Annotated in this window: 16 protein-coding genes; 1 reads left to right on the forward strand and 15 read right to left on the reverse strand. The window is 44.2% G+C overall.

Translation table 11 applies throughout. The features are described from left to right. Nucleotides 1–4 precede the first annotated feature (4 nt). The 14 genes from H9649_RS08375 to H9649_RS08440 form a co-directional block, all read right to left on the reverse strand. Complete coding sequence (locus tag H9649_RS08375; RefSeq protein WP_191694288.1) at nucleotides 5–925, reverse strand: Wzz/FepE/Etk N-terminal domain-containing protein; 921 nt, start codon at nucleotides 923–925, stop codon at nucleotides 5–7. After that, nucleotides 909–2480, reverse strand: coding sequence for an O-antigen ligase family protein (locus tag H9649_RS08380; protein ID WP_225229755.1), 1572 nt, complete (start codon nucleotides 2478–2480; stop codon nucleotides 909–911). The genes H9649_RS08375 and H9649_RS08380 overlap by 17 nt, the downstream gene beginning before the upstream one ends. Before the next feature lie 23 nt (nucleotides 2481–2503). Beyond that, nucleotides 2504–2992 (reverse strand): tetratricopeptide repeat protein, encoded by a 489-nt coding sequence (locus H9649_RS08385; RefSeq protein ID WP_191694290.1) that lies wholly within the window; start codon nucleotides 2990–2992, stop codon nucleotides 2504–2506. Between the two features lie 320 nt (nucleotides 2993–3312). Beyond that, nucleotides 3313–6891: an S-layer homology domain-containing protein gene (locus tag H9649_RS08390; RefSeq protein WP_191694291.1), complete on the reverse strand. Its 3579-nt coding sequence runs from the start codon at nucleotides 6889–6891 to the stop codon at nucleotides 3313–3315. A 687-nt stretch (nucleotides 6892–7578) separates the two neighbouring features. Continuing rightward, on the reverse strand, nucleotides 7579–8292 hold the full coding sequence (locus H9649_RS08395; protein ID WP_191694292.1) for a WecB/TagA/CpsF family glycosyltransferase: 714 nt from the start codon (nucleotides 8290–8292) through the stop codon (nucleotides 7579–7581). Further along, entirely contained in the window at nucleotides 8292–9581 is a 1290-nt protein-coding gene (locus tag H9649_RS08400) for a nucleotide sugar dehydrogenase (protein ID WP_191694293.1), read from the reverse strand. Before H9649_RS08400 ends, H9649_RS08395 begins: the two co-directional genes overlap by 1 nt. 282 nt (nucleotides 9582–9863) lie before the next feature. Beyond that, a complete protein-coding gene (locus H9649_RS08405; protein WP_191694294.1) occupies nucleotides 9864–11027 on the reverse strand; it encodes a S41 family peptidase in 1164 nt (387 codons plus the stop codon). Between the two features lie 192 nt (nucleotides 11028–11219). Continuing rightward, complete coding sequence (locus H9649_RS08410) at nucleotides 11220–12296, reverse strand: CAP and S-layer homology domain-containing protein (protein WP_191694295.1); 1077 nt, start codon at nucleotides 12294–12296, stop codon at nucleotides 11220–11222. 380 nt (nucleotides 12297–12676) lie between these two features. Beyond that, nucleotides 12677–13576, reverse strand: coding sequence for a nuclease-related domain-containing protein (locus tag H9649_RS08415; RefSeq protein WP_191694296.1), 900 nt, complete (start codon nucleotides 13574–13576; stop codon nucleotides 12677–12679). A gap of 615 nt (nucleotides 13577–14191) precedes the next feature. Beyond that, a complete protein-coding gene (locus tag H9649_RS08420) occupies nucleotides 14192–15106 on the reverse strand; it encodes a DMT family transporter (protein ID WP_191694297.1) in 915 nt (304 codons plus the stop codon). Nucleotides 15107–15300: 194 nt separating this feature from the next. Next, nucleotides 15301–16743 carry a sodium/pantothenate symporter gene (gene panF, locus H9649_RS08425; RefSeq protein WP_191694298.1) on the reverse strand — a complete coding sequence of 481 codons (1443 nt, stop codon included), beginning with the start codon at nucleotides 16741–16743 and terminating at the stop codon, nucleotides 15301–15303. Next, nucleotides 16740–17057 carry a YhdT family protein gene (locus tag H9649_RS08430; protein WP_191694299.1) on the reverse strand — a complete coding sequence of 106 codons (318 nt, stop codon included), beginning with the start codon at nucleotides 17055–17057 and terminating at the stop codon, nucleotides 16740–16742. Before H9649_RS08430 ends, panF begins: the two co-directional genes overlap by 4 nt. A 367-nt stretch (nucleotides 17058–17424) precedes the next feature. Then, nucleotides 17425–18387, reverse strand: a complete 963-nt coding sequence (locus H9649_RS08435) for a nuclease-related domain-containing protein (protein ID WP_191694300.1) — start codon at nucleotides 18385–18387, stop codon at nucleotides 17425–17427. A 275-nt stretch (nucleotides 18388–18662) separates the two neighbouring features. Further along, nucleotides 18663–19268 carry a 3'-5' exonuclease gene (locus tag H9649_RS08440; RefSeq protein ID WP_191694301.1) on the reverse strand — a complete coding sequence of 202 codons (606 nt, stop codon included), beginning with the start codon at nucleotides 19266–19268 and terminating at the stop codon, nucleotides 18663–18665. A gap of 393 nt (nucleotides 19269–19661) precedes the next feature. Here H9649_RS08440 and H9649_RS08445 point away from each other — a divergent pair, with 393 nt between their 5' ends. Then, on the forward strand, nucleotides 19662–21149 hold the full coding sequence (locus H9649_RS08445; RefSeq protein ID WP_191694302.1) for an MDR family MFS transporter: 1488 nt from the start codon (nucleotides 19662–19664) through the stop codon (nucleotides 21147–21149). A 304-nt stretch (nucleotides 21150–21453) separates the two neighbouring features. Here the strand turns inward: H9649_RS08445 and H9649_RS08450 are convergent, their stop codons facing one another. After that, entirely contained in the window at nucleotides 21454–26592 is a 5139-nt protein-coding gene (locus H9649_RS08450) for a S8 family serine peptidase (protein WP_191694303.1), read from the reverse strand. Nucleotides 26593–26803: the final 211 nt, after the last annotated feature.

Consider the following 26803-nt stretch of genomic DNA (forward strand, 5'->3'; position numbering starts at 1 on the left):
CAACTTATTTTACAGGTTCACTATTTCTCCAATACTCTCGGAAAAAGACAATCCCCAGTCCTACCATTAATCCGATAATTAATGCGATCGCGACGTTTAATAGCTTACTTGGAGCAGAAGGTTTTTCCGCTAATGTCGGATCTACAATTTGTCTGATGAAAGGATCTGGCCTGAAGCTGTCGAGACCAGTTTTTACGGATTGATACTTATCTAGCACTCTTCTATATTCGACTGATTTGGATTCAATTTGAGCTTGCATCTGCATTAACTCGTTATGTAATGCTCCATCCACTTTTGTCAGAACATTCATTTGTTCATCTGAAACGGGTGTTATAATTTGTGAACCGATGAGCGTCTGCATGATTAAAATTTCCGGCAAACCATTTTTTGTGATTTTCTCGTTGTATGTGCCGACCAAACCTTCAATTTCATCAGACAAATATTTCGATTCGGATGTGTAGGTTTTCTCAAGTTCTTGCAATGTATTTTTTACAGATTGATTCATCCGCTCTTTCGTTTTTTCGATAAACAACGTCAATTGCTCTTGTGCTACTTCAGGCGATAAGGCTGTATATTTTAATTCAACAAGGTTCGTGTTCGCCTGTGTGGATACTGAAAGTCGTTCTACATCGAATTTCTCGTCCACTCCTGCTTTTTCAAGAGCTTCATTCATAAGTGTCGGGTTTTTAATGCGCTGTGTAAAAATAACCGGAGTGAATTCCGCAGCTACATAACTCGACATGATTCCAGCATCTTGAACCTCACTCGCAACTTGAACTGTCGCTTTAGAATCATATTGTTCCGGTAGAATAAACCAACTTATAATTCCTGCGAGTAACACAAATAACGTAGTAAGACCGGCAATAAGCCATTTCCCTTTCCACACTATATTGATTAATTCACGTAATTCAATCGTTTCTTCCATCAGTAATCTCCTCAACATCTTTATTTGCATACAACATTCCTAGCATTATCCCTGCAATCGCCCACATAGGCCCTGCTGTTCCTGGGAGCGAGTCATTAAACAGACCTTGGAAAAGGAATGCAAGCCACCCTACCGCCAATACAGCAATAATAGTCTGTCTTCTGTTAACTATTATTTTCACAGCAGCAATAACAGTAAGAAGTACGATACCCGCAAAGCCAAGAAAACCGACAATGCCTGTGCCATAAAAAATACCAACATACATACTATGTGGTTTATCGACAATCGTATTTTCATCCCACATACCAGCACGCGCATCAATATGATAATGTGGAAAATGATACATTAAAGTGTCCAAGCCATAACCAAATAATGGTCGATTCATTGTCAATTCCACAGTCTTTTCCCAAATATACATACGACCAGAACCCGCTGCGATCCCTCTCTCTGGTAGAACTGGTAGCTCAAACTGATTCTCAGCAGCATAGGTTTTTTTCACCCAAGGGAATTGAATTTCTGAATGTTCCATTGCAGCAGGTTGTTCTTTTATGTACGGATTCTTTTTAACTATAAAACCAATCGATTCATTCCATACCCGAGGGTCTTTCTCAGCAAGAACATGAAAGACTGGTACACTAATAATCAAAAATGCTAGCACTGCTATTAATGCTTTCGCAGGTTGACTAGATTTTAAAATTAACACTATTAAAAGTGGGGTCAATACAACTATAGTCAAGAACCCGCTAGTCGATATAGACATTAGCATAATCGCAAATGAGATAACTGCAACACCAGCATTTATGAAACTACGAATCTTACTTGCATCTACAATTGACCAAGCTAGATACATAACTGTCATAACTGCAAACATACCACTCATAAAGTTCCATTGGTTAAGTGTACCGAGCATTATAGAGTTTCCGCCTAAGGATGCACCTTCCGGAAGGAAAATCGTCATCAATTTCTGAACCGCAGGATATGTCATCGCATCATGCCCAGTGAAGTTCATTGTAATTAATATTAAATTAATTAATATAAATGGATATAAAGAGTACATAACGTAATGTACGGCTTTTTTCGGATAGTCGATATTCATAGCGATGAAAAATAAAGCTAAATAGCATATGTATGAGATTGCACCGTCAGAACGGTTGTATTGTCCCCAGAGAGCAATTGAGATGCTTGGAGATAGTATAGTAGACATTACGATAGCAATACCGAAAATCGGAATAAATATGTTCAGCTTGGTTTTACGTAATTGTCCATTCATAAATATTATTTTCGTTAAAAAAATACCAGTGATTATCATTGTAATTATGAGAATGACAATCATCTTGTAGTGTGTAAATATGTCACCTTTTGTACCAGAAGCAATATCTCCAATATTAGTAATAAGGGGACTTGCAATATCTTTAACATATCCTCCGACAAGAAGCGGAACCAATCCAATAACAACAAGCAAAAGACCAAAAATCCATTTGTCTGCAGTTTCTCGGGAACGTTGATCCTCTTCCACGTCACTAAGTAAGGTTGAATTCATTTTATAAGAAACCATAGTATAAAATCTTCCTTTCCCATTTATCCGTTCAGCTGTCCTTGCAATTGTTCAATCCGTTCCATATATTGCGGGTAACTTTCCGGTATAGGTAAAGTTGCACATTTTTCAAGTACAACCGCTGCATCTTCGTTTCGCTCTGCAAACAATAGCATTTCTGCAAATTGCAACATGAATATGGAGTCCTCTACTTTGTGTGGATTCAAATCTAACGCCCTCTGCATATTCCTAGCTGCTTGATCGAAATCTCCAGTGTTTCCGTAAATCAAAGCGGTTGCATAATTAAGTATTTCCGACTTTTTTTGTTGCTCTTTTATCCCCTCTGCAAGTATTAAAGCATCTTCGAATTTTTTTTCTTCAATGTGCTGAACCATAGCTCCATATAACGCATCCTCATTTTTAAACGCCTTGTCCTGTTTCTTTCCTATAAAAAAAGCTACCAGAAGACCCATAATCAGCACTACAATAATTAATATAAGTATATACAGTCTTCTCAATTCACTAAAATTCATACACAATGACAGCCCTTCTTCAAGTTTAGTATTATTCCTATATTATCTTAAACATTATACTATAGTTTACTATGATTGTCATGAAAGTCTCTGACTTCAGTCCAATTCTTTATATAGGCACTAATATCCTATTATTAATTATAATGAAGTTATTCAACTCCATCGTATGCACTATAAGAAGCTATACTCCTTAATATTATTCCATAATATACCTGTAAATCTTAAACCCCCCTTAATCATTTGATTGATTAAGGGGGGAAGATTTGTTTTATATATTATTTATCTATGAAATTTAACTCATAGAATAAAAGCTATATAAATTATTTCTTATTAATTACCCATACGCCATTTTCTAAAGTAACTTTGTATGTTTCATTAGTTGTATCATTACGCTTTACAGTTACTTCAATTACAGTTCCAGGATATTCAAGATTTCTTCCTGTAAGTGCAATTTTCGCAGTATCTGTAGAAGTAATTTGTACGTCACTATTAGGAATAGTTGTTGTGCCTGTACCTTGAATAACTTTAATAGAAACAAAGTCAGCAGTTGTTAATGTGATATTTTCTGAAGCTGTTAATGTAAGTTCTTCTCCAGTAACATCGACTTTAACTTTCGAGAAGAACATACCTAACGCAGGAACTTTCTCCTCAATTGCAGCTCCATCATAATCTTTAAGAGTTGCTCCGTTTGCTATAGCAATTTCTTTAACTTGCTCTTCACCTTCAAGAATAACGTTACCAGACTTCACATCTAGCTTATCGACTTCTGCATCAGCAGCTAGAATAATAGTTGCATTATTTTTAACTTCAACTGTTCCCAATTTTCCAGATAATACAACATCGCCAGTACTATTAACTTCTACAACACCAACATCAGTTTTCAACCCTTTATTAGTGAATGCAGTACCATTGCTATCTGTAATAACTACATTTGATAGTTTTCCAGTATTTACAAAAGTACCTGCTTTTACATCAGTGATTGTAGTAGTACCTGATACCGTTGCTCCGTTAGTAAAGTCAGCGTTTTTAGTGTCTACCGTTAAGTTTCCACCAATAGTACCGTTTGTAATAGACATTACTCCAATTTCATTTGAAGTAACATTGATATTACCCGTACTCTTGCCATTTAAATCAACATTTACTAGACGGTTGAATACTAGGTTGTCAGCTGTAGTAGCAGATAATTCAACTGCTGTTATTGATGTATCAGCTAACAGTGTAGCTAAAGTAGCTTGGCTATTGAATGTCCCTACGTTAGTTACGATATTGAAGGAATTATTTTCTCCAACTTTAGTGTAATTAATCTTAGTTCCAATAGCTAAAGCTTGTTCGAATTTATCAAAACTTGCAACTTGACCATTGATGTATAATAATGCAGGCGCATCATATGAGAATGCTTGAGTAACACCATTTCTTGTTAGCTCAAAGTATTTGTATTGAGTATCGATATCTGTTACTACTGACAATCCAGAAGTAATAGCAGGCGATACAAAAGATACAGATGCTGTTTTATTACCAGTAGTATACTGTGAACCCGATACATTTACAGTAACGTCTGTAATTCCAAGAGACTTAACTTGGACAGTTGCTTGACCGTTTACTGTTTGTAAGGAAATAGAAGCTTTTTTACCTGCTTTAACTGTTGTCCAGATACCATTTGCATCCTTGTAAACTGCATCATTAAATCCTGTGTTTGTGATTTCAAACGTTAAGTTATGAGCTTCAGTTAATCCTTTTAACGCTTTTCCGTTTTGATCTGCAACACTGTAATTAAAGTATGCAATATCTCCATTGGCATTAAGAGTTTCAACTGGTTGTGCTGTTGGATCTGTTATAGGTTTGTCTGTTACATATACTGAACCAGTACGCTCTGTAATCGCTCCAAAGTAAACGATTTCCCCACGAACCTGTGCGTCAAACTCATCAAGTCCTGCTTTTGATCCGTTTTCTAAGAAAACAGTTGGTACTGCCCATGCATTGTTGGAACCTTGTAATGTGAATTTAGCTACACCTTTAGCATCTGTGTAAATTGTTCGAATTGTTGAACCGTTCTTAGCAAAAGGAGTTGTCAATGCGCCATGGTATACATCACCGTCTTGATCAGCTTCTAGAACTGTTAAGTAAACCGGTGTTCCTGCTGGTGCAAGTTTTCCGTCTTTATCTTTTACAGTTACTTCATAATCACGACCGCCATTTGTTACTGTTTGACGAGCAGATGCATATGCATTTCCTTTAGAAACAATTGATAGCTCAATTGATTGGACATTGTCAAACTTAACTGTAGCAGCCTTCGCTTGAAGTTCTGTTGGATCAAGTTTACCATTTCCACCAACCCATTGGTTAGATGAATTATATGCAGCACCGCTATCTAAGAACACAATTGGAGTTACTGAAGCATTTGAACCAGTTACAGTAAATGTAGCTTCACCTTTTGAGTTAAGTAGTACGCGCACTTGATTTACGTTTCCGTTCAAGTACTGATATGGTGTAGTTCCACTATTAACTGTTGCGTCTGTTACAGTGACACCGCGAACACCTTTATCCGGCGTTACATCAACGTTTTCTGCAAAAGTAACGTTAACATGTGTATTTGCTGCACCAGTCACTTTATAGACCTTCTTAGATCCGTTAGTTAATACGTTTCCTTCAGTAACTTCTGAGATTGCAAGGCTAGAATTCCAATATACTAGAGCCGTTGCTCTTACTGAAGGGTTACCAGTTGGATAAGCTGTGACTACGTCAGTAGTACCCGCATAACGAGTATATGAATAAGTAGCAATCCCATTCTCGTCTGTAGTTGCTTCAAGTAGAAGTTGTGGATTCAAAGTAGTATCTGATCCAGCACTCACGTTAAACGTTACTGGAACACCAGCTTCTTTTATACCAATATCCGCTGTCAAGATAACTTGTTGACCAGTCTTACCTTGTAAGGATTGTTGTCCAAAAGCGATAGATTTTGGAAGCACTTTAGAAATACCTACAAAAGTACCGATTGCTTTACCGTCAAGTTTAACAGTGTACTTTTCTCCTCCCTTTTGGTCTGCTGTTGTCAAAACAACTACGTTAGGATTAGTTTGCTTAACAGCTGCGTTCGCTACAGTCAAGCCATCAATAGTGAAATCTAAAGACTTGATGTTTAGTACTGGCTCTTTGAATGTTACTTCAACTGTGTTTGCATTGATAACTTTAACGTCACCTGACGCAACTGCTGATGATGTTACATCAGAGAAATCAGTGTTCAATGCTTTGTGCAAGAATGTTGCAAAGTGTCCACGAGTAGTTGTGTCTTTAGGGTTGAATACAGGTGCAGCAGGGTTAGTAATGTCAAAGAAATCAAGGACATCGATTGCCGGACGAGCTTCAGCTTTCGCCTTACCTAAGTCAGTAACATCTTTTTTGAAGTCTTGATCAGCTACGTATGAAGCAAGATCGATATCATGGAAACGATCGAACGCGCGAACTAGTACTACCGCCATGTTTTCACGAGTAATGTTGCCCGCTGGATCTAGTTTACCATCTGGAGTACCGATGAAAAGACCGTTGTCATATGCTAGAGCAGCCATATCAAGCAATTCACCGTTTGAAGTTGTCTTCAAGTCAGCGAAACGCATTTTTGTTCTTGCATCAGCAGGTACAGTGTACCCTTCAGATACAAGCCATTTACCCATAAGCTTGACTACGTCTTGACGAGTCAATGTCTTGTTTGGCTTGAAAGTACCATCTTCGTACCCAGTGATGATATTTTTGTCTGATAGTGCGTCGATTGCAGCTTCATGTGTGTTACCTTTCGTGTCTTTGAAATCTTTTGCGCTTGCTACCGGTGCAACTGCTGATGCTACTAGTGCAGCTGAAGCAGCTCCCACGATAAACTTGCGGTACTTCGTTGGTTGGTTAGCCATTGAATAATTTCCTCCTCTAATTAGAAAATAAAATTTGTAATCTACCCCACGGCAAAATGGATGTAGAACACATTACACAGTAAAGTATAGTTACTATCAGCAGGGATGTCAATTACTTAATGATATTTTGCTAGATTGCTATGCAAAAACGCTATGTAATTCTCCACTGCTTCTACCATTCTATCGTATTTCAGATTAATATCAAGTATTTCGATGATATTTCTAGAAAAGTCGTACAATCAGTTAATTTGTCATGTTTGTTTTGGGTTTGTGAATTTTACGGGATATGTTGGAAGGATTTACTTGGAGTGGAATTCCATCGTATGATTTAGATAGAAGATTAGTTGTTTTAAGTTGCGAGGATTTATTTAAAAGTAAAGGTTGTAGAGTCTGCCTTCCGCTTTTCTACTGTCTAGCTCCAGGAGCCAGAGGCTCGGGTCATAAGTCAAATCTGCGCCGCGGCAAAAAACACCGCTATGCATCTTCGCCTTATGCCGGTCGCCTCTAAACGGCTCCTTCCGCTTTTCAAATGACAAAAAGCCTTGAACAGATGGGAGCTGTTCAAGGCTTTTTGTGCGGTCAACCAACCGTTTTCGTTCTGCGTGGCGTTAATTATATATGTTACAGAGGAAATTATCCTTACACTTACGTATTCTATCATCAGTAATAATAGATTACAAGTATCATTTATTTGTTTTGCCGTATTATTTCAAATAAAAATTTTGGGAGGTTCATTTGCCGTTTTAGGCGGCTTGGTTCAAGGATCAGTCGGTATAACCATTCGGCACCGACTTTTTGGAATGCGGCTGGTGCCCGCTTGATGTTGCCTGCTAGGACGTCGAATGAACCACCGACTCCTTGGTAGAGTGTCGGGTACAAGTTGTCTCGATGTTGTTCGATCCAGAGTTCTTGTTTTGGTGAACCCATGGCGACGAATAGGATTTCTGGTTTCGCTTCATTAATAGCGTTGAGTACTTTTTGTGTATCTTGTTCATAGCCATCTAGTGTACCGGCGACTTGTAGGTTTGGATAAGTGTCGGTTAGTTTACGGGCTGCCGCTTCTGCGACGCCCGGTTTGGCACCGTAGAGGAAGATGGACTTGCCCGTTTTTGCGGCTTCCCTCACTATTCTGTCCATCATGTCGACGCCTGTTACGCGGGACTCTATATTGCCTTTACGTAATTTGGACGCGATTATCACGCCTATGCCGTCTGGGATTTGGAATTCCGCACGGTTGAGGAGTGCTTTGAGTGCTGGGTCGTCTTTTGCTTTCATTAACTTTTCAGGGTTGATGGCAACGACGAGTGATTTCTTTTTGGTGTCGATGTTGGCAAAGAGCTTTGGTATGAGTTCGTCGTAGTTTTCTGTGTTGACGTTGACGCCGAGTATTTGTTCTTTCATTACCTGTTTGCTCCTGTTGTTGAGCCGTCCCCTAGTTTCAGGTAGTGGAAGCCGGCTTGCTGCCATTTGTTTTTGTCGAGTGCGTTTTTCGTGTCCAAGATGAACGGTTTTGGTTCTTTTGTTGTGAGTGTCGACGGGCTGAGCTGTTTGAAGACGGTGTGATCGGTTGTCAGGATGAGAATGTCTGCGTCTTGGATTGCTTCGTCCATTGTTGTCTTCTGTGTTGCGTGCTGCACTTCTTTAATGTGCGGATCGAAAGATGTCACTTCGATGTTGAGCGCTTGAAGTGCTTCGATCACTTTGACGGACGGGCTTTCGCGCATGTCGTCGACGTCGCCTTTGAATGCGAGGCCTAGGACTGCGACTTTGCCGTTTGTGATTTGCATGTCGTTTAGGATGTTTTTCGCTTTTTGGGCGACGAATTGCGGCATGGCGTCGTTTGTCAGGCGTGCTTTATGGATGATGTCGGCGTTTTCAGGGCTTAGTTCGACGAGGAACCAAGGATCGACTGCGATACAGTGTCCGCCTACGCCTGGACCTGGGTAGTGAATGTTGACGCGTGGGTGGAAGTTTGCGAAGCGGATGGCTTCCCAAATGTCGACGCCGATTGTCTCTGCGATTTTTGCGAGTTCATTCGCGAATGCGATGTTGACGTCACGGTAGGTGTTTTCCATTACTTTGACGAGTTCCGCTGTTGTTGCGTCTGTGAGGTGGATTTCACCTTGGACGAATGTTTTGTAGAGTGCTTTTGTCATTTCCGCTGATTCGGCTGTAATGCCGCCGACGATGCGGTCGTTGTTGACGAGTTCTTCGAAAATCTTGCCTGGGATGACGCGCTCTGGTGAGTGAGAGACGAATAGGTCTTCACCGAGTGTCAGGTTGGATTTACGAAGTTCAGGCAGCATGATGTTTTCGACGGTCTTTGGCGGGACAGTCGATTCCAGGATGACGAGTACGCCTGGCTTTAAATAGGGCACGATTGAAGCGGTTGCTTGGCGAATGTATTCCAAGTTTGCTGTGTTGTCGGGATTGATTGGTGACGGGACTGCTACGATGTAGACGTCCGCTTCTTTTGGTTGTGTGGAAACGGTAAAGAAGCCTTCGTCGATTGCTTGCTCGAGGCGTTCTTGTAATCCGTTCTCTTCTATATGTAGTTGCTTGTTTGAGATCATGTTGACGGCTTTTTCGTTAATGTCGACGCCGTGGACGTGTACGCCGCTGTTGGCGAACATGACAGCTGTTGGAAGGCCGATGTAGCCGAGGCCGATTACGCAAATGTTTTTAGTCATGTGGATGATGTTCCTTTCTTCTTGAACGTGCTGGTAGTTTAGGGTTTAATCAATTACGCCTTGGCGTAATTGCGTCCAGATTTTTCAAGCTTGCTTGAAAATCCCCGCTGAAAATCTGTGACATCCGCCGGAGGCTTTAACTTGCTTCCGCCCTTTGGGAGCAAGTTAAATAATCAGTTGATTATAGCATATTCGCTTGGTTGGTACAAAGTGTTGAGCGTGTGACGCGGGAGAACCGATAAGGAGGCTGTTTTATATGCCTTCTTACCGGTTCTTTGTTGTTCATTCTACCGTAAAGAATGTGAATGTGCCGTTTTTCGTTGTCCGTCCGACGGTGTTTGTGAAGCCGGGATGGATGACGAGGTAGTAGCTGCCGCCTTTTTGCATCTGTTTGTTCGGTGTGACGGCGAGTTTGTCTGTGCCGTTTTGTTTGACGATGATCGGCACGGATACTCCGCCTACTTTGACGAGTTCTACTTTACTGGACGTATCGGTGGCAGTAAGGTTCATTTCTTGTGTGAAATGGATTTGGAATGTCTTGTTTGACGGGACGGTAGTTACGTTTTCGAGTGCGTTGAATTGGCGTTGTGTCAGTGTTTCTTTTACGAGTCGTTCATGGATTGTCGTTAGTTCTTTGTCGTGTTCGGCTTTGATGGTCGGTGTGATGCCGACGTGATGGATCTTCTTTTGTTTTGGGCCGGTGAATTCACCGATTGTCAGTTTGAGTGCTGAGCCGTCTTCGAATTCGAAGAATGATTGGATGGTGCCCTTCCCTTTCGTCTTTTCACCGACTACGATTGCCGCGTTCTGATCTTGGAGTGATGCTGCCACGATTTCAGAGGCGGATGCGGAGTAGCGGTTGACGAGTACGTAGGTCTTTTCCGGGAATTTCACTTTTGACGGGACGGGTTTTATCGTTGTGGTCCCTTCTCTTGTTTTCATCTCATAGGCTGTTTTGACGCCTTGGAAGTGGCCGAGTAGTTGTTCGGCGCTTTCGACGTAGCCGCCTCCGTTATAGCGGAGGTCGAGGATAAGTTTGTCAGCGCCTTGCTTTTTTAATTTCAGGTAATGGTTGATGATGTCTTTGTTCATCGTGCCTGAGAACGTTTTGACGCGAATGTAGCCGATGTCGCCGTAAAGTAAGGCGCTAGTAACACCGGGCTTGTCCAGGTCGGCGAGTGCCAGGTCGTCGGCTCCGACTGACGCGACGTAGTCGTTGTATTCGGTTGCGGACATGTACCGGGAGTAGTCATCGAGTGCGTCCATGATTTCTTCGACGGTGGTCATGTCGTTCAGGTTTTTCGGGATGTCACCGTAGTAGAAGTTTTCGACGAAGAATTTGATGTCGTCGATTTTTGTGTTTGTTGCGGATTCCGCTGCTGCTGCGGTTGGTGCGAGAATGATGATGGCTATGAATGCGAATAGTACGGCTTGCAGTTTTTTCATGTCGATGATCCTCCTTTCGGGTGGGTTTATAATAGAAGGTGATTTGAATTTGTATGTATGCTTTTGTTTATTATACCCACTTTGCGGAATTAAAGACATGGAACGGAGGAATAGTTTTGTAGAGTAGGAGTTTTTGTGGAGGGTTGATTGGAAAAAGCAGAGATTTGTAGGTCTCTGCTTTTTGTTTTGGATTTATTTTTTTGAAAACATGTGGACCCAGTACGTTGTGCCGTCTTTGTCGGTGGCGTAGCCTGAGCCGATGTTGGTGAATTTGCTTTGTAAGACGTTGGCGCGGTGGCCTGGTGAGTTCATCCAGCCGTCGACGACAGAGGCGGATGTTGTGTAGCCTTTGGCGATGTTTTCGCCGTAGGCTGTCCAATCGTATTTGTAGCGGTCGAGCATTTGGCCGACGGATCCGTATGTCGGAGATTGGTGGGCAAAGTAGTTGTTTTTCGCCATGTCTTCCGCTTTCTTTTGAGCGATGGCTGTAAGTGCTTTGTCGTGTGTGAGTTGCGTGAGTTTGTGTTGCTGGCGTTCTTTGTTTACTAGATTAATTGATTGGAGTGCATAAGGTTCTTCCATTGCGACGGGTGGAGCTTCTGGGATTGTGTAGATTTTCTCGACGTATTGTTTTTTCGTTTTGTCGTAATAGATTTCGCCTGTTTTGCGCTTGGCGTCGAATTCCATGGCGCGTGTGACGAAGGCAGCCATTTGGGCTCGGGTGACGGGTTCTGTCGGTAGGAATTCGCCTCCTTGTTTTGTTGTGGTGATGTTGAGTTCTGCGATTGCTGTGATGTATTTATAGTTGGCGTTTGATTTGTTTACGTCTTTGAAGCTGATGAGGTCGTTGTCGTCCAGGATGATGTTGTAGGCGACGGCGATCATTTTGGCCATGTCTTCCCGTTTAAGTGGAGCGTTCGGGTTGAAGGTTTCGGTGTTTGGGAAGACGCCACGTTGTGTGAGTGCTTTTATGTGATTATAGGAGCCGTGTGCTTGGGTGACGTCTTTGAATGCTAGTTTGTAGTCGTCTGTCGGTTTCGCATTGATGGCGAGGGCGACGATTTTCGCGGATTGCGCGCGTGTGACGGGATGGTTGAGTCGGTATGTGCCGTCGTCGTAGCCGTTGATGAGGCCGGCGTTTGAGATGGTGTCGATTGGTGCGTGTGCCCAGTGTGTTGTCGGAACGTCTATGAATGATTTTGCTTGTGCTGTTGTTGTTGTGATGAGTAGTGTAGCAGCGAGAGCGGTTGTTAGGATGTGTTTTTTCATGGTTAAGTCTCCTTTTCTTTTAATATCGGCCTTTCGTGCTAGATTGTTGAGTGGGTTTTCGAGGTTTGAGGGTGGGTATTTTGATGTGTTTTTTTGGTGGAGGTTGGGGTTGGTTGTGTTGCGGGATGGGATGGTTGTGTAGCGCTTGAGTTTGATTGCGTTGCGGAGAGGTTTGGTTGTGTTGCGCATTCATTTGATTGTGTTGCTTGGATTTGATTGTGTTGCGATGCTGGTTAATTGTGTTACGTGGGGAGTTGGTTGTGTTGCGCGGCGTTTTGTTGTCGCGCTGAATGGGGTTTGACTAATTAGGGGTTGGTGTGAAGATGAGTCTATTGCATATTGATTTATTGCAATGAAAAAACCGCTTTTTTGCGGCTTTTTCATTTCTTTGTGTATGTGATGTTGCGTGTGGCGCCGTGGCGTTTGAGATTTTGAGATCGTAGGACTACGCTTGTGGCTGAGCTGGATCTTAGTCCGAGAAAGAGTCTGAGTTGACGGTTTGTGAGTGTTGGGCTGACTAGTAGGAACCAGTCGTCTACGGATTTATTCAGGGCGGATTTGTTGTTCTTTTTGCATAGGTAGCAGAACCAAGAATGGCCAGGGATCCGGGTTGTAGGCTCGTTGCATGTGTTGCATAGGACTCCCCTTTTTAGCTCGTTTGGGGAGATGTTGTATTGTTTGCATGGGAAATCGGTCCACCACTTTTTGCGATGTAGCTGAATGGTTTTTGTGATTTTATTGATAGATGTGCTTGTAATTGTTTTTTCTTTTTTAAAGTGTGAGCGTATATAGAGCGGGATTTGCTTGGCGTATTTGACGATTGCTGTTTCAAGCGGAATCGGTATGTCTGTGTTGCTGTTGGCCATGACGATAAGTGCCTCGATCGGCATGTCCATATTGTGCTGATTAAGCCATTCTTTAAGTCCTGTTTTTGCTCTGTCTAATTGGTGGATTATGCAGTCGTATTTGTCCATTTGACCGTTTGGGGACGTTTTGATTGTTTTGCCTACTGTTTGATTGAATTGGATTGAACCTGAATAGTTTTTGATTTCAAGGAGATATGAGTTGTAAGGAGTGATGATCAGTGTGTCAATCTGAATGATATAGTCGGGGTTTATTTCCAACGTGATGTCTTTCAAGATTGATGTGCCCTGGGGGAAGGCGATTTCGTTCAGGATTTTGTCTACATAGCGTTCGCCGTCGTATCCGGCTTTAAGTTGGTGTGCCCTCTTGCTGATTGCTAGGTATCGGGGATGGCTGCTTGGTAATCTTGCTAGCAATCGTTGTAGTGGAAGTAATTCTTCGGGCGGGTTACGTTTTTCGTGTATGGATAATCGCTCCTTTGTATTGAATATTCTTTGTTCTTTGATAGATTAGCATTTTGGTTGAGTCATAGCAAGTTAAGTGGCGTTGATTGTGTTGCGGGGCGGGATGGTTGTGTAGCGCTTGAGTTTGATTGCGTTGCGGAGAGGTTTGGTTGTGTTGCGCTTTCATTTGATTGTGTTGCTTGGATTTGATTGTGTTGCGGTGCTAGTTGATTGTGTTACGCGGGGAGTTGGTTGTGTAACGACGGTTCATGTAGTCGCGCTGGATGGGGCCTTACAAATTAGGGGTTGGTTGTGTTGCGGGGCGGGATGGTTGTGTTGCGATTGAGTTTGATTGTGTTGCGGAGAGGTTTGGTTGTGTTGCGCATCCATTTGATTGTGTTGCTTGGATTTGATTGTGTTGCGGTGCTGGTTGATTGTGTTACGCGGAAAGTTGGTTGTGTTGCGGGATGGGATGGTTGTGTTGCGATTGAGTTTGATTGCGTTACGGAGAGGTTTGGTTGTGTTGTGGGTGTTTTGTTGTCGCGCTGAATGGGGTTTGACTAACTAGGCAGTTAAGGGAAGTGTTGGCTAGGCCGACGCTTCCCTTTTGTTTTTGTGTTTTTTGTAGAGGTCTTCTGCTGCTCCTGATCCGAGGATGACGCCGATGATGATGAAGGCGAAGCCGATTAGGTGGCGGCCGGTGATGATTTCTCCTAGGAAAAGTGCGGATCCGATTAGGGAGAAGAGTGTGTTCAGGTTCATGAAAATGGCGGCTTTGGATGGGCCGACTTTTCCGAGTGAGTAGTTGTAAAGCATGTGTCCGACGGCTGTTCCTAGGACGGCGCTTGCTGTGAATGCTGCCCAGAATGATGGCGGGACGGTTGTAAATTTGGTGATTTCACCTGGTTCTTGGATGAAGCTGATGATGATCAGGATGATGCTTCCTGTTGTTAACATGTACGCGGTGAGTAGTCTTGGGTCTAGTGTTCTTGCTGCTTTCGCGATTATCAAGAAAGAAAGAACTTGTGCGAGTATGGCTAGGAAGACGAATGTGTCGCCTAGTTTGAGGCCAGTTAGTCCTTGTTGGCCTGCGAGGACGACTGATCCGATGCCGATGAAGCCTGTGATGGCGCCGAGCCATTGGATTTTGGTCGGGTAGTTTCGCAGGATGAGTGCTGTAAGAATGGCGGTTAGGACGGGGCCGGTTCCTAGGATGAGGCCGGCGTTTGTGCCGGTTGTTCGGAAGAGGCCCATGTTGAGAAAGTAGTGGTGCATGACGACGTTGAGTGCTGCTCCGCCGATGATGTAGGGCCATTCTTTTTTGGTTGGTAGGCGGACGAGTTTGAATGCGCTAAGGATGATGAAGACGGTGATTCCGGCTGTGAGGATGCGGAATGCGGTCATGGTGACGGGTGTCATGAATGTGAGCATGTATTTGAGTAGGGGTAGGTTGAGTCCCCAGATGAGCATTGTTGTTGTGAGGATTGCGTATAGTTTCCACATTTCGGGTTGCCTTCTTTCTAGTTGGTGTTTGGTAGATTTGATTATACAGGAAGATGGATTGGGAATGTGAGGGTTTATGGAGTTTGAGTGGGAGTTATGGAGTTTTGCGCGGAGTTATGGACTTCTGCAGAGAGATATGGACTTATGGATTGTAAAAGCGGACTTCCGGTTGTGGGAGTCCGCTTTTGGTTGATTCAAAACCTGAAGGCTTTTCGCTGGATGGCGAGGGAGCCGATGATGTAGGCGATTAGGGACAGTAGGATTGGGAGTGTTACTGTGTGTACGCCGAATAGGTTGCCGTTTGTTGTGTTGTAGAAATGGATGGCGATGTAGCTGGCGATGCCTGTGATCATGCTTAGTATTGCTCCGTATTTGTTGCCGTATTTCCAGTAGAGTCCGAGGACGATTGGCCAGATGAAGGCGGCCTCTAGTCCACCGAAGGCGAATAGGTTCAGGAAGATGAGCAGGTCGGGCGGCTGCAGGGCTAGGAGGAAGACGATGGTTCCTAGTAGGGCTGTGACGCCAATGCTGATTTGTTTGATGCGTTTTTCAGTTGCTTCGGGTTTGATGAAGTTGATGTAGACGTCTTTGACGATTGCTGAGCTGACGAGCAAAAGTAGTGAGTCTACTGTGGACATGATGGCCGCCATTGGTGCCGCGAGGACGACGCCCGCTAACCATGGGGGCAATACTTCTAGCGCGATTAACGGAATGACTTTGTCCCCTACGTCGATTCCTGGTAGTACGGGGCGCGCGAAGATGCCGATCAGGTGCATGTTGAGCATGATGAAGCCTGTGACGATTGTGCCGATGACGAGTGCCCGGTGCATAGCGCGGGAGCTTTTGTAGCTCATGGCGCGGACGGCCATTTGCGGGAGTCCGACGACGCCGACGCCGACGAGTATCCAGAAGGAGGATATGTAGGCGGGTGTGAGTGATCCGTCTGCTCCGTATGGCGTGACGAGTCTCGGGTTTTCATTGAGCAAATCTTGCATGATGGCTGGTACTCCCCCGCCGGCGATGATGACGCCGATGAGGAGGATGAGTGTGCCGATGACCATGATGGCTCCTTGGACGGCGTCGGTCAGTGCGACTGCGCGGAATCCGCCGATTGTCACGTAGACGAGGACGGAAATCGCGAAGATGAATAGTGCTGATGTGTATTGTAATCCGGTTAGTGATTCGATGAGCCGCGCGCCGCCGACCCATTGTGCGGTCATGGCGGAAAATAGGAATATGATAATTGCGAGTGCTGAAAGAATTGCGACGGCTGAGCTGTTGTAACGTGCCTTTAGGAAGTCGATCATTGTGATGGCGTTGTATTTGCGTGCTAGGATTGCGAATTTCTTTCCTAGGATAAGTAGGACGAAATAGCCTGTGACGACTTGGCTCATGGCGAGCAGGATCCAGCCGAAGCCGACTGTGTAGGCGGTTCCGGGGCCACCGAGGAAGCTGGATGCGCTGCCGTATGTGGCGACCATTGTCATGGCGAGGACGAAGCCGCCGAGTTCGCGTCCTCCTAGGAAGTATTCTTGGAGGAATCCGGTTTTACCACCCATTTGTTTAGATGCAATGAATCCGACGGCGAAGATCGCGAGTAGGAAGATGATGAGCGGGATGATGACTTGGATGTTCATGGCGTTTGGGAGTCCTCCTTTTGTTGGTCGGGTTCAGGTTCGAGTGAGACTTCGGTTAGTGCGTATTTTGTGATGACGATGACGAGTGCGGACATTAGGATGAAGCCGATGACGCAGCTGTAGAAGAACCAGTCGGGCAGGCCGAATGTGTATGTGTATTGTTCGGGTGGGCGGTTGCCGAGTCCGTAGGCGAAGCCGAACCACCAGATGAAGTTGAATATGGCTAGTGCGATGCCGATTTTTGCTTCTTTATGGGCGATTTTGAAGCGCGGATCGGGTTTGTAGGTTTTTTGCGTTTGCGGGTTGGTTGGCATGATGTGGGCTCCTTTCTTGTTTGTGTGCGATTTTGTTGTTTGGGTTGATTATACAGGATTGCGTGGTAGATGGAATAGTGAGTTTTGCTTGGTTATGGAGTTTTGCGGGCGGTTATGGAGTTTTAGGGAAAGTTATGAAGTTTTGCATGAGGATATGGACTTTTGTGAGGAGTTATGGACTTTTGCTATGAGATATGGACTTTTGGGATTAGCCGAGAGGTCGCGGGAGTTTTTTGTTGAAGGGATTGCTTGTTGCGCTGAATGATTTTTACAAATTAGAGGGGTTGGCTTTATAAAGTTTTGCATGTGGATATGGACTTTTGGGTGGTGATGAGGAAGGAAAAGCGCTTCGATATGGGAGCGCTTCTTAGGTATTGGTGATTTTTTGTTGTTTGTAGTGAATGCCTCTTCGTTCGCCGTGTTGTATTAGGTTGGATTTTTTAAGTAGAGTTCGGGCTACATTCGGGTTGGGTTGTTTGCTGAATTGGCGAAATTCACGGTTAGTTATGGTCGGTTGGATGAGCATGAACCATTCTTCGATTGTGTGTAAGTGAGCATGTTTATCGTGATAACTACATGGGCAATTCCATTTTTCTGTTCTCCATTTCATTCCGATTTGTTGGCATGATGGACAGAGGACGCCTGGTTGAATTTCGGATGGTTTGATTCCATAGCGCTTTGAGATTGGAAATGGATTGAATTCTTTATGGTGTTTGGCTAATTCACGGGCTACTTTTTTGATGGTTTTTTCGTTAAGTGATTGCGGTTGGATGGGTAAGGATTCGAGATATGTGGGGGCTTCGTCGTTGGATAGGATTTTCATTTCCAAGTTTGTGCTTTCTATAGAAAGTTCGTTTGTGTTTGCGAATGTGATAAGGCCATCGATGGGGGTGCGTATGCCTTTTTTGATTAACCATTTTTGAAGATGGCGTATTTTCCGTTTTACTTCATTAATTACATTTGGACGGGCTTTACGGTCGCCGTTTTTGTATGTCTTGATGAATTGCATGGGGTTTTCTGTGATGACGGTTTTTTCGGCGTAATTTTTCACTTCGATGACGATGATGGTTGATGGTGTAATGAGAAGCGCATCGATTTGAAAATAGATTCTGTTGTTCTGGAGGTAGAGATCGTTCAGGATGGCGTATGGATAGTCGGGATTGAAGTCGGTCATGTAGGCGTCAAATTCGAGTTCTCCTGCGTAACCGGCTTGGATGGCGTAAAGTTCTTTTTGGATGATGTACTTTTTTTCGTGGTGCCGCGACAGGCGTTTGTCGAGTGATTGGAGTGCTTTGAGTTCGTTGGGCATTGTGCGCGTTTTGTAGATCATGATTTTCACCTCGAGTTTAGTGTAGCTTGATTGTGGATGGAATGGAATGCTTTTTGGCAAAGTGGATTTTTCGTGAGGTTTCTAGTGGGGAATTTCGAATTTGCGGGGTGATTTTTTTGTCGTTATGGAGTTTTGCGTGTAGTTATGGAGTTTTCGGGAGAGATATGGAGTTTTGTAGTCGGTTATGGAGTTTTGGTTGAAGTTATGGACTTTTGTAAGCGGTTATGGACTTTTGATGATTGAGACATTAAAAAAACCGCTCCTTTGGCGGTTTTTTATTGGGTGCAGTATTGGTAGATGGCGGCGGTGGCTAGGCAGTCGCCGATAGCGTCGTGGGCGTCGTGTTCGAGTTGCAGGTAGTCGGCGAGGGTGCCGAGTTTATGGTTTGGTGTTTCGATTATCGTTTTGCGTGCTAGTTTGACAGTGTCGATGACGGTGTATTCTGGTATGGTGATGCCTTCGAGGTTGTCGAGCGCGTATAGGAAACCCATGTCGAAGGAGGCGTTGTGGGCGATGATGGGTAGGTCCCCGATGAATTGGATGAGTTCGTCGATTTTGTTTTCGATTGTTGGGGCCATTTCGACCATTTCGTTGGAGATGCCGGTAAGTCTTGTGATGGTTAGCGGGATGTGACGTTCTGGATTGATAAAGGTATTGAGTAGTTCTGTCTGTTCATGATTGAAGTATTTGAGGGCACCGATTTGAATGATTCGGTCTGCGCCTGCACGGAATCCGGTTGTCTCAAAATCCAGGACGACGTAATCGGTTACAGGTTTTGTTGTTGTTTTGTATTTCTTCTTTTTGGAGGCTCTGCGTGCGTTCCAGTTTTGGATGTCTTCTTTTTTCTGTAGTAGCTCCGAAGCTTTTCGGTTTGGGCTCATCTTGGATGCACATCCCTTATTTTTTTCAAATGTTTCACTCTATTACTATATAACACGTTATCTAAAGTATTAAACTAAAAATAATATTTCAGCGCTTGCTTTATCGGTTGTAATGTGCGTGCTTGCATGCTATTATAGCCCTACATTTTCATTCTGGAGATAGTAACTATTATATTCCAAATCATGTTAAATGACTAATTAAATGGCTCTGCTTATGGGGAGTAATGTGAAACGAGTTGCTTTCAAAATTTAATGATAAAGTATAAGAGACGGGACTTTCCCGCTCTTTTTTATTGTTTTACTAATGCTTTTATTTTTTTTGAGGGAGCTCCTTTTTGACTACTTTTACGGAACAACGCCAACAATAATTAAGTGGACGAGAGGAGTTTTATTATGCAAGAAACTGTGGAACCGAAAAAGTATGAATACTTGGCGGATAATCCAAATGTGAAGGTCATGCCGATTATGATTTCGCTCATAATTGGTGCTTTTTTTGCGATTCTGAATGAGACCCTACTGAATATCGCGCTGGTTACTTTAATGGAAGAGTTTTCAATTGAATTGCCGACAGTGCAATGGATGGCGACAGGCTTTTTGCTTGTAATGGCGATTGTCATCCCTATTTCCGCATTGCTTTTACAATGGTTTACAACCCGCCAATTGTTTCTCGGAACGATGACTATTTTCACGATCGGAACAATTGTCAGTGCCAGTGCGCCTACATTTTCAATTTTACTTGTCGGACGGCTGATTCAAGCAGTTGGGACAGGATTGTTGATGCCTATTATCTTCAATGTATTTTTATTAATTTTCCCGCCGGAACGTCGTGGGAAAGTGATGGGATTGATTGGCCTTGTCATAATGTTTGCACCAGCAATTGGTCCGACATTATCAGGTGTGATTGTTGAATACCTTGGATGGCGTTATTTGTTTATTATCGTTATACCGTTTGCAATGTTCTCTATTGCATTTGCTTTTAAGTATTTGGTTAATGTATCTGAAGTTACAAAGCCTAAGATTGATGTGATATCGTTGGTCTTTTCGACGGTCGGCTTCGGTGGAATCGTTTATGCTTTTAGTTCTGTCTCCAATAGTGAAAATGGCTTTTCAAGTGTGAATGTGCTGGCCACGATGATTGTCGGTGTCGTTGGCGTCGTTCTTTTTGTGCTACGGCAATTGAAGCTAGATGAGCCTGTAATGGATTTGCGAGTGTTCCGCTATCCAATGTATACGCATGCGGTCATTATGTTTTTGATCATTATTATGGCGATGTTTGCTTCGGAAATCATTTTGCCTCTTTATATGCAAGGTCCGTTGGCGTTAACTGCTGCAGCAGCCGGTTTGGTCCTTTTGCCTGGAGCCATTTTGAATGGAATCATGTCGCCGTTCATGGGTCATCTGTTTGATAAATTCGGACCACGTGTATTGATGATTCCGGCGACGATTATTTTGAGTGGAACGATGTTCATGATGAGCAGGTTGACGGTTGACACTCCAGTTTGGGTCGTCGTTCTTGGATATATTTTAATTATGCTAACGATTTCAGCGATAATGATGCCTGCTGAGACGAATGGATTGAATCAGTTGCCGAAAAGGTTATATCCACACGGGACAGCAGTCATGTCAACGTTACAGCCAGTTGGAGGTGCGATTGGTGTTTCGATTTTCATTAGCATTTTGAATGCCAGACAGATGAAGGTTTTGGATGGATCTGCGACTCCAGAAGATCCTGCGACGATTAGTATGGCGATGGTGGCGGGTGTTGAACTCGTTTATTTTATCGCTTTTGCAATGTCCATCGTTGCGGTCATTTTGGCTTTCTCAGTTTATCGTGCGAAGCCGGATGAAGAGGAAGAGATTTCGGGAGATCAGGTTGAATAAGTAACGTTTGGAAAACCAGCATTTTAACGTGCTGGTTTTTTATTTTGTGGCACCACATTGAGTTTGTTGTGTTACGGGTCCAGTTGATTGCGTTGCGAACCTGATTGATTGCGTTGTGAGTCCAGTTGATTGTGTTGCGGGGCAGATTGATTGTGTTACAACGGATTGATTGTGTTGCGAACCTGACTGATTGTGTTGCGGGTTCAGTTGATTGTGTTGCGGGACAAATTGATTGTGTTGTTGACAAATTAAAGGTTTTCAATTGAAAACAGCCTTTCCATGGGTCGGAAAGGCTGTTTTGCTGTTAGATTTCGATAGCTACGAAACTGCCGGCGTTATCGGATTTGAATTCGACTGTGCCGTTTTTCGGATTTGCATTCTTAGAGACGACTTCGTTCGTTAGTACGTTCATTATTTTCACTTTGTTGTTACTGTACACTGACATCTTAATCTCAATCTTTTTATTGAGTGCTGTTAATTGTTGTTTCGCTTCTCCAATTCCGTTCCAAAATGTAATTGTGTACATATCGGATACGGCACCGGCAATTGTTGATGCATCATTTTTTGCCACGGAGATTGTAATATCTGTGTGAATATCCTTCAAGATGTTTTTATGAAGCATGAAAACTGCACCGTCTTTTTGGATGGTGATTTCGTTTTTCGCATCAACCATCTTTCCTAAGACAGCTGCGCTGATTTCGATGTTGGCTTCACCGTCGAAAGAAGATAGGTCGATGTAAATGTTTTCACTCTTGCTTCCAACATTATCTTCCGCTAGTGTGTAGACATTTCTTTGCGGCTCTTCGACTTCCGGTTCTTCGATAGCAACTACATCAACTGAAATTGTCGCTGTGAAGTCGCCATTTGTTACGGTGATTGCGGTTTGGCCTGGGCCGACTGCAGTGATTGTACCATTTGTAACAGTTGCGACTGCTTCATCGTTTGATGTGAATGTCGATGTTGCTGTGACGTCCTGTTCGGTTGATGTGCCGTCTGCTTTTGTTGTTGTTTGCGTGACTGTCAGTTGGTCTGATTCGCCTACGTTGAGGGCGATGTCGTTTTTATTGACAGCAAATGTGATTGTATCTGGTTGCTCCGGCTCTACTGGTTGCTCTGGTTCCTCAGGCGTGCCTGTTACTTCGAGGTAGACGAGTGTGACGTCGCCGTTTGGCATGACGACACGTACTTGAGTTTTGCCTGGTGCATGTGCTGTAACGAGCCCGCGCTGGACGGTTGCGAGTGTGTTATTGACGACGCTGAATTTCGTGTCGACTGTTGCATCGCGCTCTGTTGTTGTGCCAGCTGGCGTTACAGTTGTTTCTGTGACTTTCAGTTGTTTCTGCTCGCCGACTTCCATTGTCATGTCCGTCGTGTTGAGGTCATATGTGACGATGTTTTGCGGGAGCTTTTCGACGTTCAAGTACACATAGATTGTTTCTTTCAGGTTGTCTGCCGTTTGGTTGCTGCTGTTGTAGACGTTGATGCGCAGTTGCGTTTTTCCGTCTTTCAACCCGGTGACGAGCCCTTTCTTGACTGTTGCGACTGTGTTATCGATGACTTTGTATTGTCCGAATCCTGTGACGTCGCGTGTAGATACATCGCCTTCAGGAGTGACAGTCGTTTCGGTTACATATACTTGTTCGGATTGACCGACACCGACGTTCAGATGCGTCTGGCTCACCGTGTATGTGATGCTGTTTTGCGGTGCTTTCGTTACTTCCAAATAGACGTAGATCGATGGTTCGCCTTCGATTTGGATTCGGACTTGAGTCTTACCTGCAAGTTTCGCTGTGACAAGCCCTTTTTGAACTGTCGCATACGTGTTGTTTACAACGTTGTAGCGAAGGTGGCCTGTAACGTCCTTCTCTATGACGGTACCGTCGGCTTTCACTGTCGTTTCTGTGACATAGAGTTGTTCCTGTTGACCTTCGCCGAGGATCAAGTTCGTTTTATTCACGGAATACGTAACGGTTTCTTCGCCTGTTACCGGTTCTTCCGTCACTTCGACTGCGACTGTTGCTGTGAAGTCTTTGTATGTGACTGTGATGTCGGCTGTGCCTGCAGCGATTGCTGTGACGTTGCCGTTTGTTGCTGTGGCGATCGCTTCGTTCGATGAAGTGAATGTCGCTTCAGCTGTAACGTCTTTTTCTTCTGTTGTGCCATCTGGCTTTGTTGTTGTTTCAGTTACTGTCAGTTGCTCACTGTTGCCGACTTTCAGGGCAAGTGTTTCGTGATTGACTTTGTATGTGACTTCGTTGTCAACTTGGTCGCCAGCGTTGTAGATGATTGCTTCGGCTTTGTTGCCAGCTGCATCTTCGTATTTCACTTTGACAGAGTTGTTTTTCTTATCGAGTTCAGGAAGGTCGAATGTGAATGTTCCATCCTGTTCGAGTGTGATTGTGTCTGTTGCAATTACTGCTTCGCCTTCAATTACTTCATATTTCGCTTTTAGTTTTGTGTTGATGTTGTAGCCCATGCCGTAGTCGACAAGTTCTTGCTGGTAGCCGATATATGCGTCGTCGATTGCACCTGTTGCGGTTGTGCCTTCGATTGCGCCTGTAACTGTACCTGCTTCTGATTTGACGACAAGTGGTCCGACATAGTCACCGATGACTGGCGGATTGCCTGATACTGTTTCCGCTGTGAAGTCGATTGTGTAGAGACCGTCCGGAATTGTTGTTGCTCCCGTTCCATCCCACGGTGAATATTGTCCTTTGATCGGAAGCTGGTATGATCCTGCTCCGAGTGCAGAAGATGCATGGAGATAACCGATATATCCGTCTCCGTATGCCCCGCCTTCAGGATCCATGATATTCCAGATTTCGATGAAGTTTGTGCCGACATCTCCTGTAATAGTGAATCTGAGCATCGCTTCGTCTTTGACACCGTCTCCGTTGAAGCTGAGATCTGTTTCAGAGATTGTCATGTCTTTCACTTCTGCAGCTGCTGCTCCGCCGAAGTCTGCAGCGAATGGCAGTGAAGCGGTTGTGCTGCCGCCTGTGATGTGGATGTAGCCAAGAATTTCATCACCCGGTTTGGCGTTAGTGTTTTGCGATGCTGTCAATGTGACGTTAAGCGTTTCTTCACCTGATAATGTGAAGGTCGGCTTGTCGATTGTGACGCTTGCATCTGCGAATCCTTTTGTCACTTCGACTGTTGCGTTATATGCGCCACCGTTGCCGTTTTTGTTTTGGACGACAATCTGTTTCGTGACGGATACATTGTCTTTTAATGATTGAGGACCGAATGTGACTGTTCCTTTTTTGTTTTCGACGGTTGCTCCGTCATTGTTTGCTGTATCGATTGCGTAAGCGAGTATTTCAGGGTGTGCTGCTTGGTATGCCTGTATGCGGCCCGCCCCTTGTGCGAAGACATCGTACTTGCCAGTGTCAAGGACCTTGGCTGTGTTGGATAGTGCGACTTTTACGTCGAAGGCGTTCCACGATGGATTCGCTTGTTTCACTAGCGCCGCGATTCCAGCAATGTGTGGTGTAGCCATGGAAGTTCCTGTTTTACGCGTGTAAGCGTGTTCATAAGTGGCTTCCGGGAAGTCTGCTTTGTACATCGGGATTGTGGACATGATGTTCGTTCCAGGCGCCGCGACGTCTGGTTTGATGTCGAAGTTCGGTGTGGATGGTCCACGTGAACTTGAATCGTTGACTTCGTCACCAGTCGTGTAGATTAAGTTAGCTGCATCGAATACGATTTTCCCGACTTCGTTAGCCAATCCATCCTTGATGGCCTTTCCATCATTGTATGACATGTTAAATGAAGGGATCTGGACATCAAAAACTGATCCACCACCGACATTTGACATAGGATTATCGTTTCCATCCGCATGATCTTTTGAATTGTAGATAATGATCGCTTTAGCGCCTTTTTCTGTTGCGATTTGGATTTTTTCCGTAAATGCGATTTCTCCACGGGATACGTGGACAACTTTTCCTGTAACGTCTAACTGATTATAATCTGATTCTTTACCGACGCCAGGAATTGCGATGATATCCAACTCTCCGGCTAATTCTGCTTTAAGGTCTATTCCATATGGTGTGTAGAAGAACTTGACGTTGTTAGTTAGGTTGAATCCTCCGTTTGTCACTTCCGCTTTGACAGCAGATAGTTCCGGATTCGTCGTGTTTGCTACTGCGATACCTAGGCGGGATGTGGCTGGTGTGCCCATCGTTCCGCGGTTCGGACCGGAGTTGCCTGTTGCGATGACAGAAATTGTTCCTGCGAGCATGGCGTTGTTGATGGCGAATGATGCGCCGTCTGTTTCGGAGTTGGCTCCGCCGCCAAGTGATAGGTTGATGACGTGCATGCCTTCGATGACTGCTGTATCGATGGCTTTGATGATGCCTGATGTGGAGCCGCTGCCGTATGCGCCGAGTACGCGGTATGCGTATAGGTCGACTTTCGGTGCGATTCCTTTGATGCCGTATTCGTTGTTGCCGATTGCAGCGATTGTTCCTGCAACGTGAGTTCCGTGGGACGTGTAGAATGAACTGCCGTTTGCATTGAATTCAGGTTTATTCGCTGGACGGTCTTTTGGTGATGTTTCGGACGCGTCGTTGTCAGCACGAGGTCTTGCATAGTCTGTGCCAGTGTGTGGTACGAAGTTCTTGCCGCCTTTGTAGATTCCTTGGAAATCCGGATGGTCGGCGTCGATTCCTGTGTCGAGGACTGCGACTTTGATGCCTTGTCCTTCATAGCCTTCCGCCCATAGTGCGTCGATGCCAAGGAAGCCGATGCTTGTATCCATTTTGGCATCTACAATGGAATCTTTTGCTTTGTCTTTCAGTTTGTTGTCAGAAGGTGCCGGCTTTTTCAAGTTCTTTTGTGCTGTGAGCGATTTTGATTTATTCGCTTCAAATGCATGCACTTCTGTGTCTGGTTCGACGAGTGTGATGCCGTCGATTGTTAATAGTTTTTCGATGTCGTTGGCTTTTACAGTTCCTGACATGCCGTTGAGGACTGTGTCATAGCTGAATCCTTCGCTGAACTGGATGCCTTTGATCATCATTTCTTTTTTTGCTCTGATCTGTTGTGAGCGAGCTTTTTGTTTTACTGCTTGTGCTTCTGTCGCGGATAGTGATTTGCCGGCGAGTTTTCTCTTGCCGGTTTCAAGGCCGACAGATGGCTCAGATAAATGGATGATGACTGGTACTAGTTGGTTTCCTGTTACGTTTTGTAGTTGTTCGTGGAGTTTTGCATCGCCGCCGAGCAGGTTAAGTTGTTCTGCGATGGCTGCTTTTTGTTGCATTGTGCTCTCGTTTGACAGTTTGTCTTTGAAAGCTTTCGTCTTGACTGCTGTTTCTACTGCTTCGGATCCATTGTTGTTGTCGGCGCTTGTGTTTGCGAGTGCCGAGAATGGAGTGGCGAGCGATAGAACTAGGATGAGCGCTAAGAATGTGCTTAGCAGTTTGGTGAAGTTATGCTTCTTCAAATTCCAATTCCCCCTATACTAGTTTAGTAGAACGTACAGTTCACAACATAGCATAGTAGTAGATTTTTGAAAATAGCGATTGTTGTCGAATTCGATGATTGTTCAGAAAAATCGTTCAAAGGTGTTGTGCTATTTTTCGGCGGGTAGTTCGTAGTGCGTAGACGGATTTTAGGAATTGTGAGAAAGTGGCTAATTGTTGTGGTTGGGAGTT

The sequence above is a fragment of the Sporosarcina quadrami genome (assembly GCF_014836615.1).
Taxonomy (GTDB): domain Bacteria; phylum Bacillota; class Bacilli; order Bacillales_A; family Planococcaceae; genus Sporosarcina; species Sporosarcina quadrami.

Coding starts and splice junctions, on each gene's coding strand:
- H9649_RS08375 (WP_191694288.1), bottom strand. CDS start 925: ATGGAAGAAACGATTGAATTACGTGAATTAATCAATATAGTGTGGAAA.
- H9649_RS08380 (WP_225229755.1), bottom strand. CDS start 2,480: ATGGTTTCTTATAAAATGAATTCAACCTTACTTAGTGACGTGGAAGAG.
- H9649_RS08385 (WP_191694290.1), bottom strand. CDS start 2,992: ATGAATTTTAGTGAATTGAGAAGACTGTATATACTTATATTAATTATT.
- H9649_RS08390 (WP_191694291.1), bottom strand. CDS start 6,891: ATGGCTAACCAACCAACGAAGTACCGCAAGTTTATCGTGGGAGCTGCT.
- H9649_RS08395 (WP_191694292.1), bottom strand. CDS start 8,292: ATGAAAGAACAAATACTCGGCGTCAACGTCAACACAGAAAACTACGAC.
- H9649_RS08400 (WP_191694293.1), bottom strand. CDS start 9,581: ATGACTAAAAACATTTGCGTAATCGGCCTCGGCTACATCGGCCTTCCA.
- H9649_RS08405 (WP_191694294.1), bottom strand. CDS start 11,027: ATGAAAAAACTGCAAGCCGTACTATTCGCATTCATAGCCATCATCATT.
- H9649_RS08410 (WP_191694295.1), bottom strand. CDS start 12,296: ATGAAAAAACACATCCTAACAACCGCTCTCGCTGCTACACTACTCATC.
- H9649_RS08420 (WP_191694297.1), bottom strand. CDS start 15,106: ATGTGGAAACTATACGCAATCCTCACAACAACAATGCTCATCTGGGGA.
- panF (WP_191694298.1), bottom strand. CDS start 16,743: ATGAACATCCAAGTCATCATCCCGCTCATCATCTTCCTACTCGCGATC.
- H9649_RS08430 (WP_191694299.1), bottom strand. CDS start 17,057: ATGCCAACCAACCCGCAAACGCAAAAAACCTACAAACCCGATCCGCGC.
- H9649_RS08435 (WP_191694300.1), bottom strand. CDS start 18,387: ATGATCTACAAAACGCGCACAATGCCCAACGAACTCAAAGCACTCCAA.
- H9649_RS08440 (WP_191694301.1), bottom strand. CDS start 19,268: ATGAGCCCAAACCGAAAAGCTTCGGAGCTACTACAGAAAAAAGAAGAC.
- H9649_RS08445 (WP_191694302.1), top strand. CDS start 19,662: ATGCAAGAAACTGTGGAACCGAAAAAGTATGAATACTTGGCGGATAAT.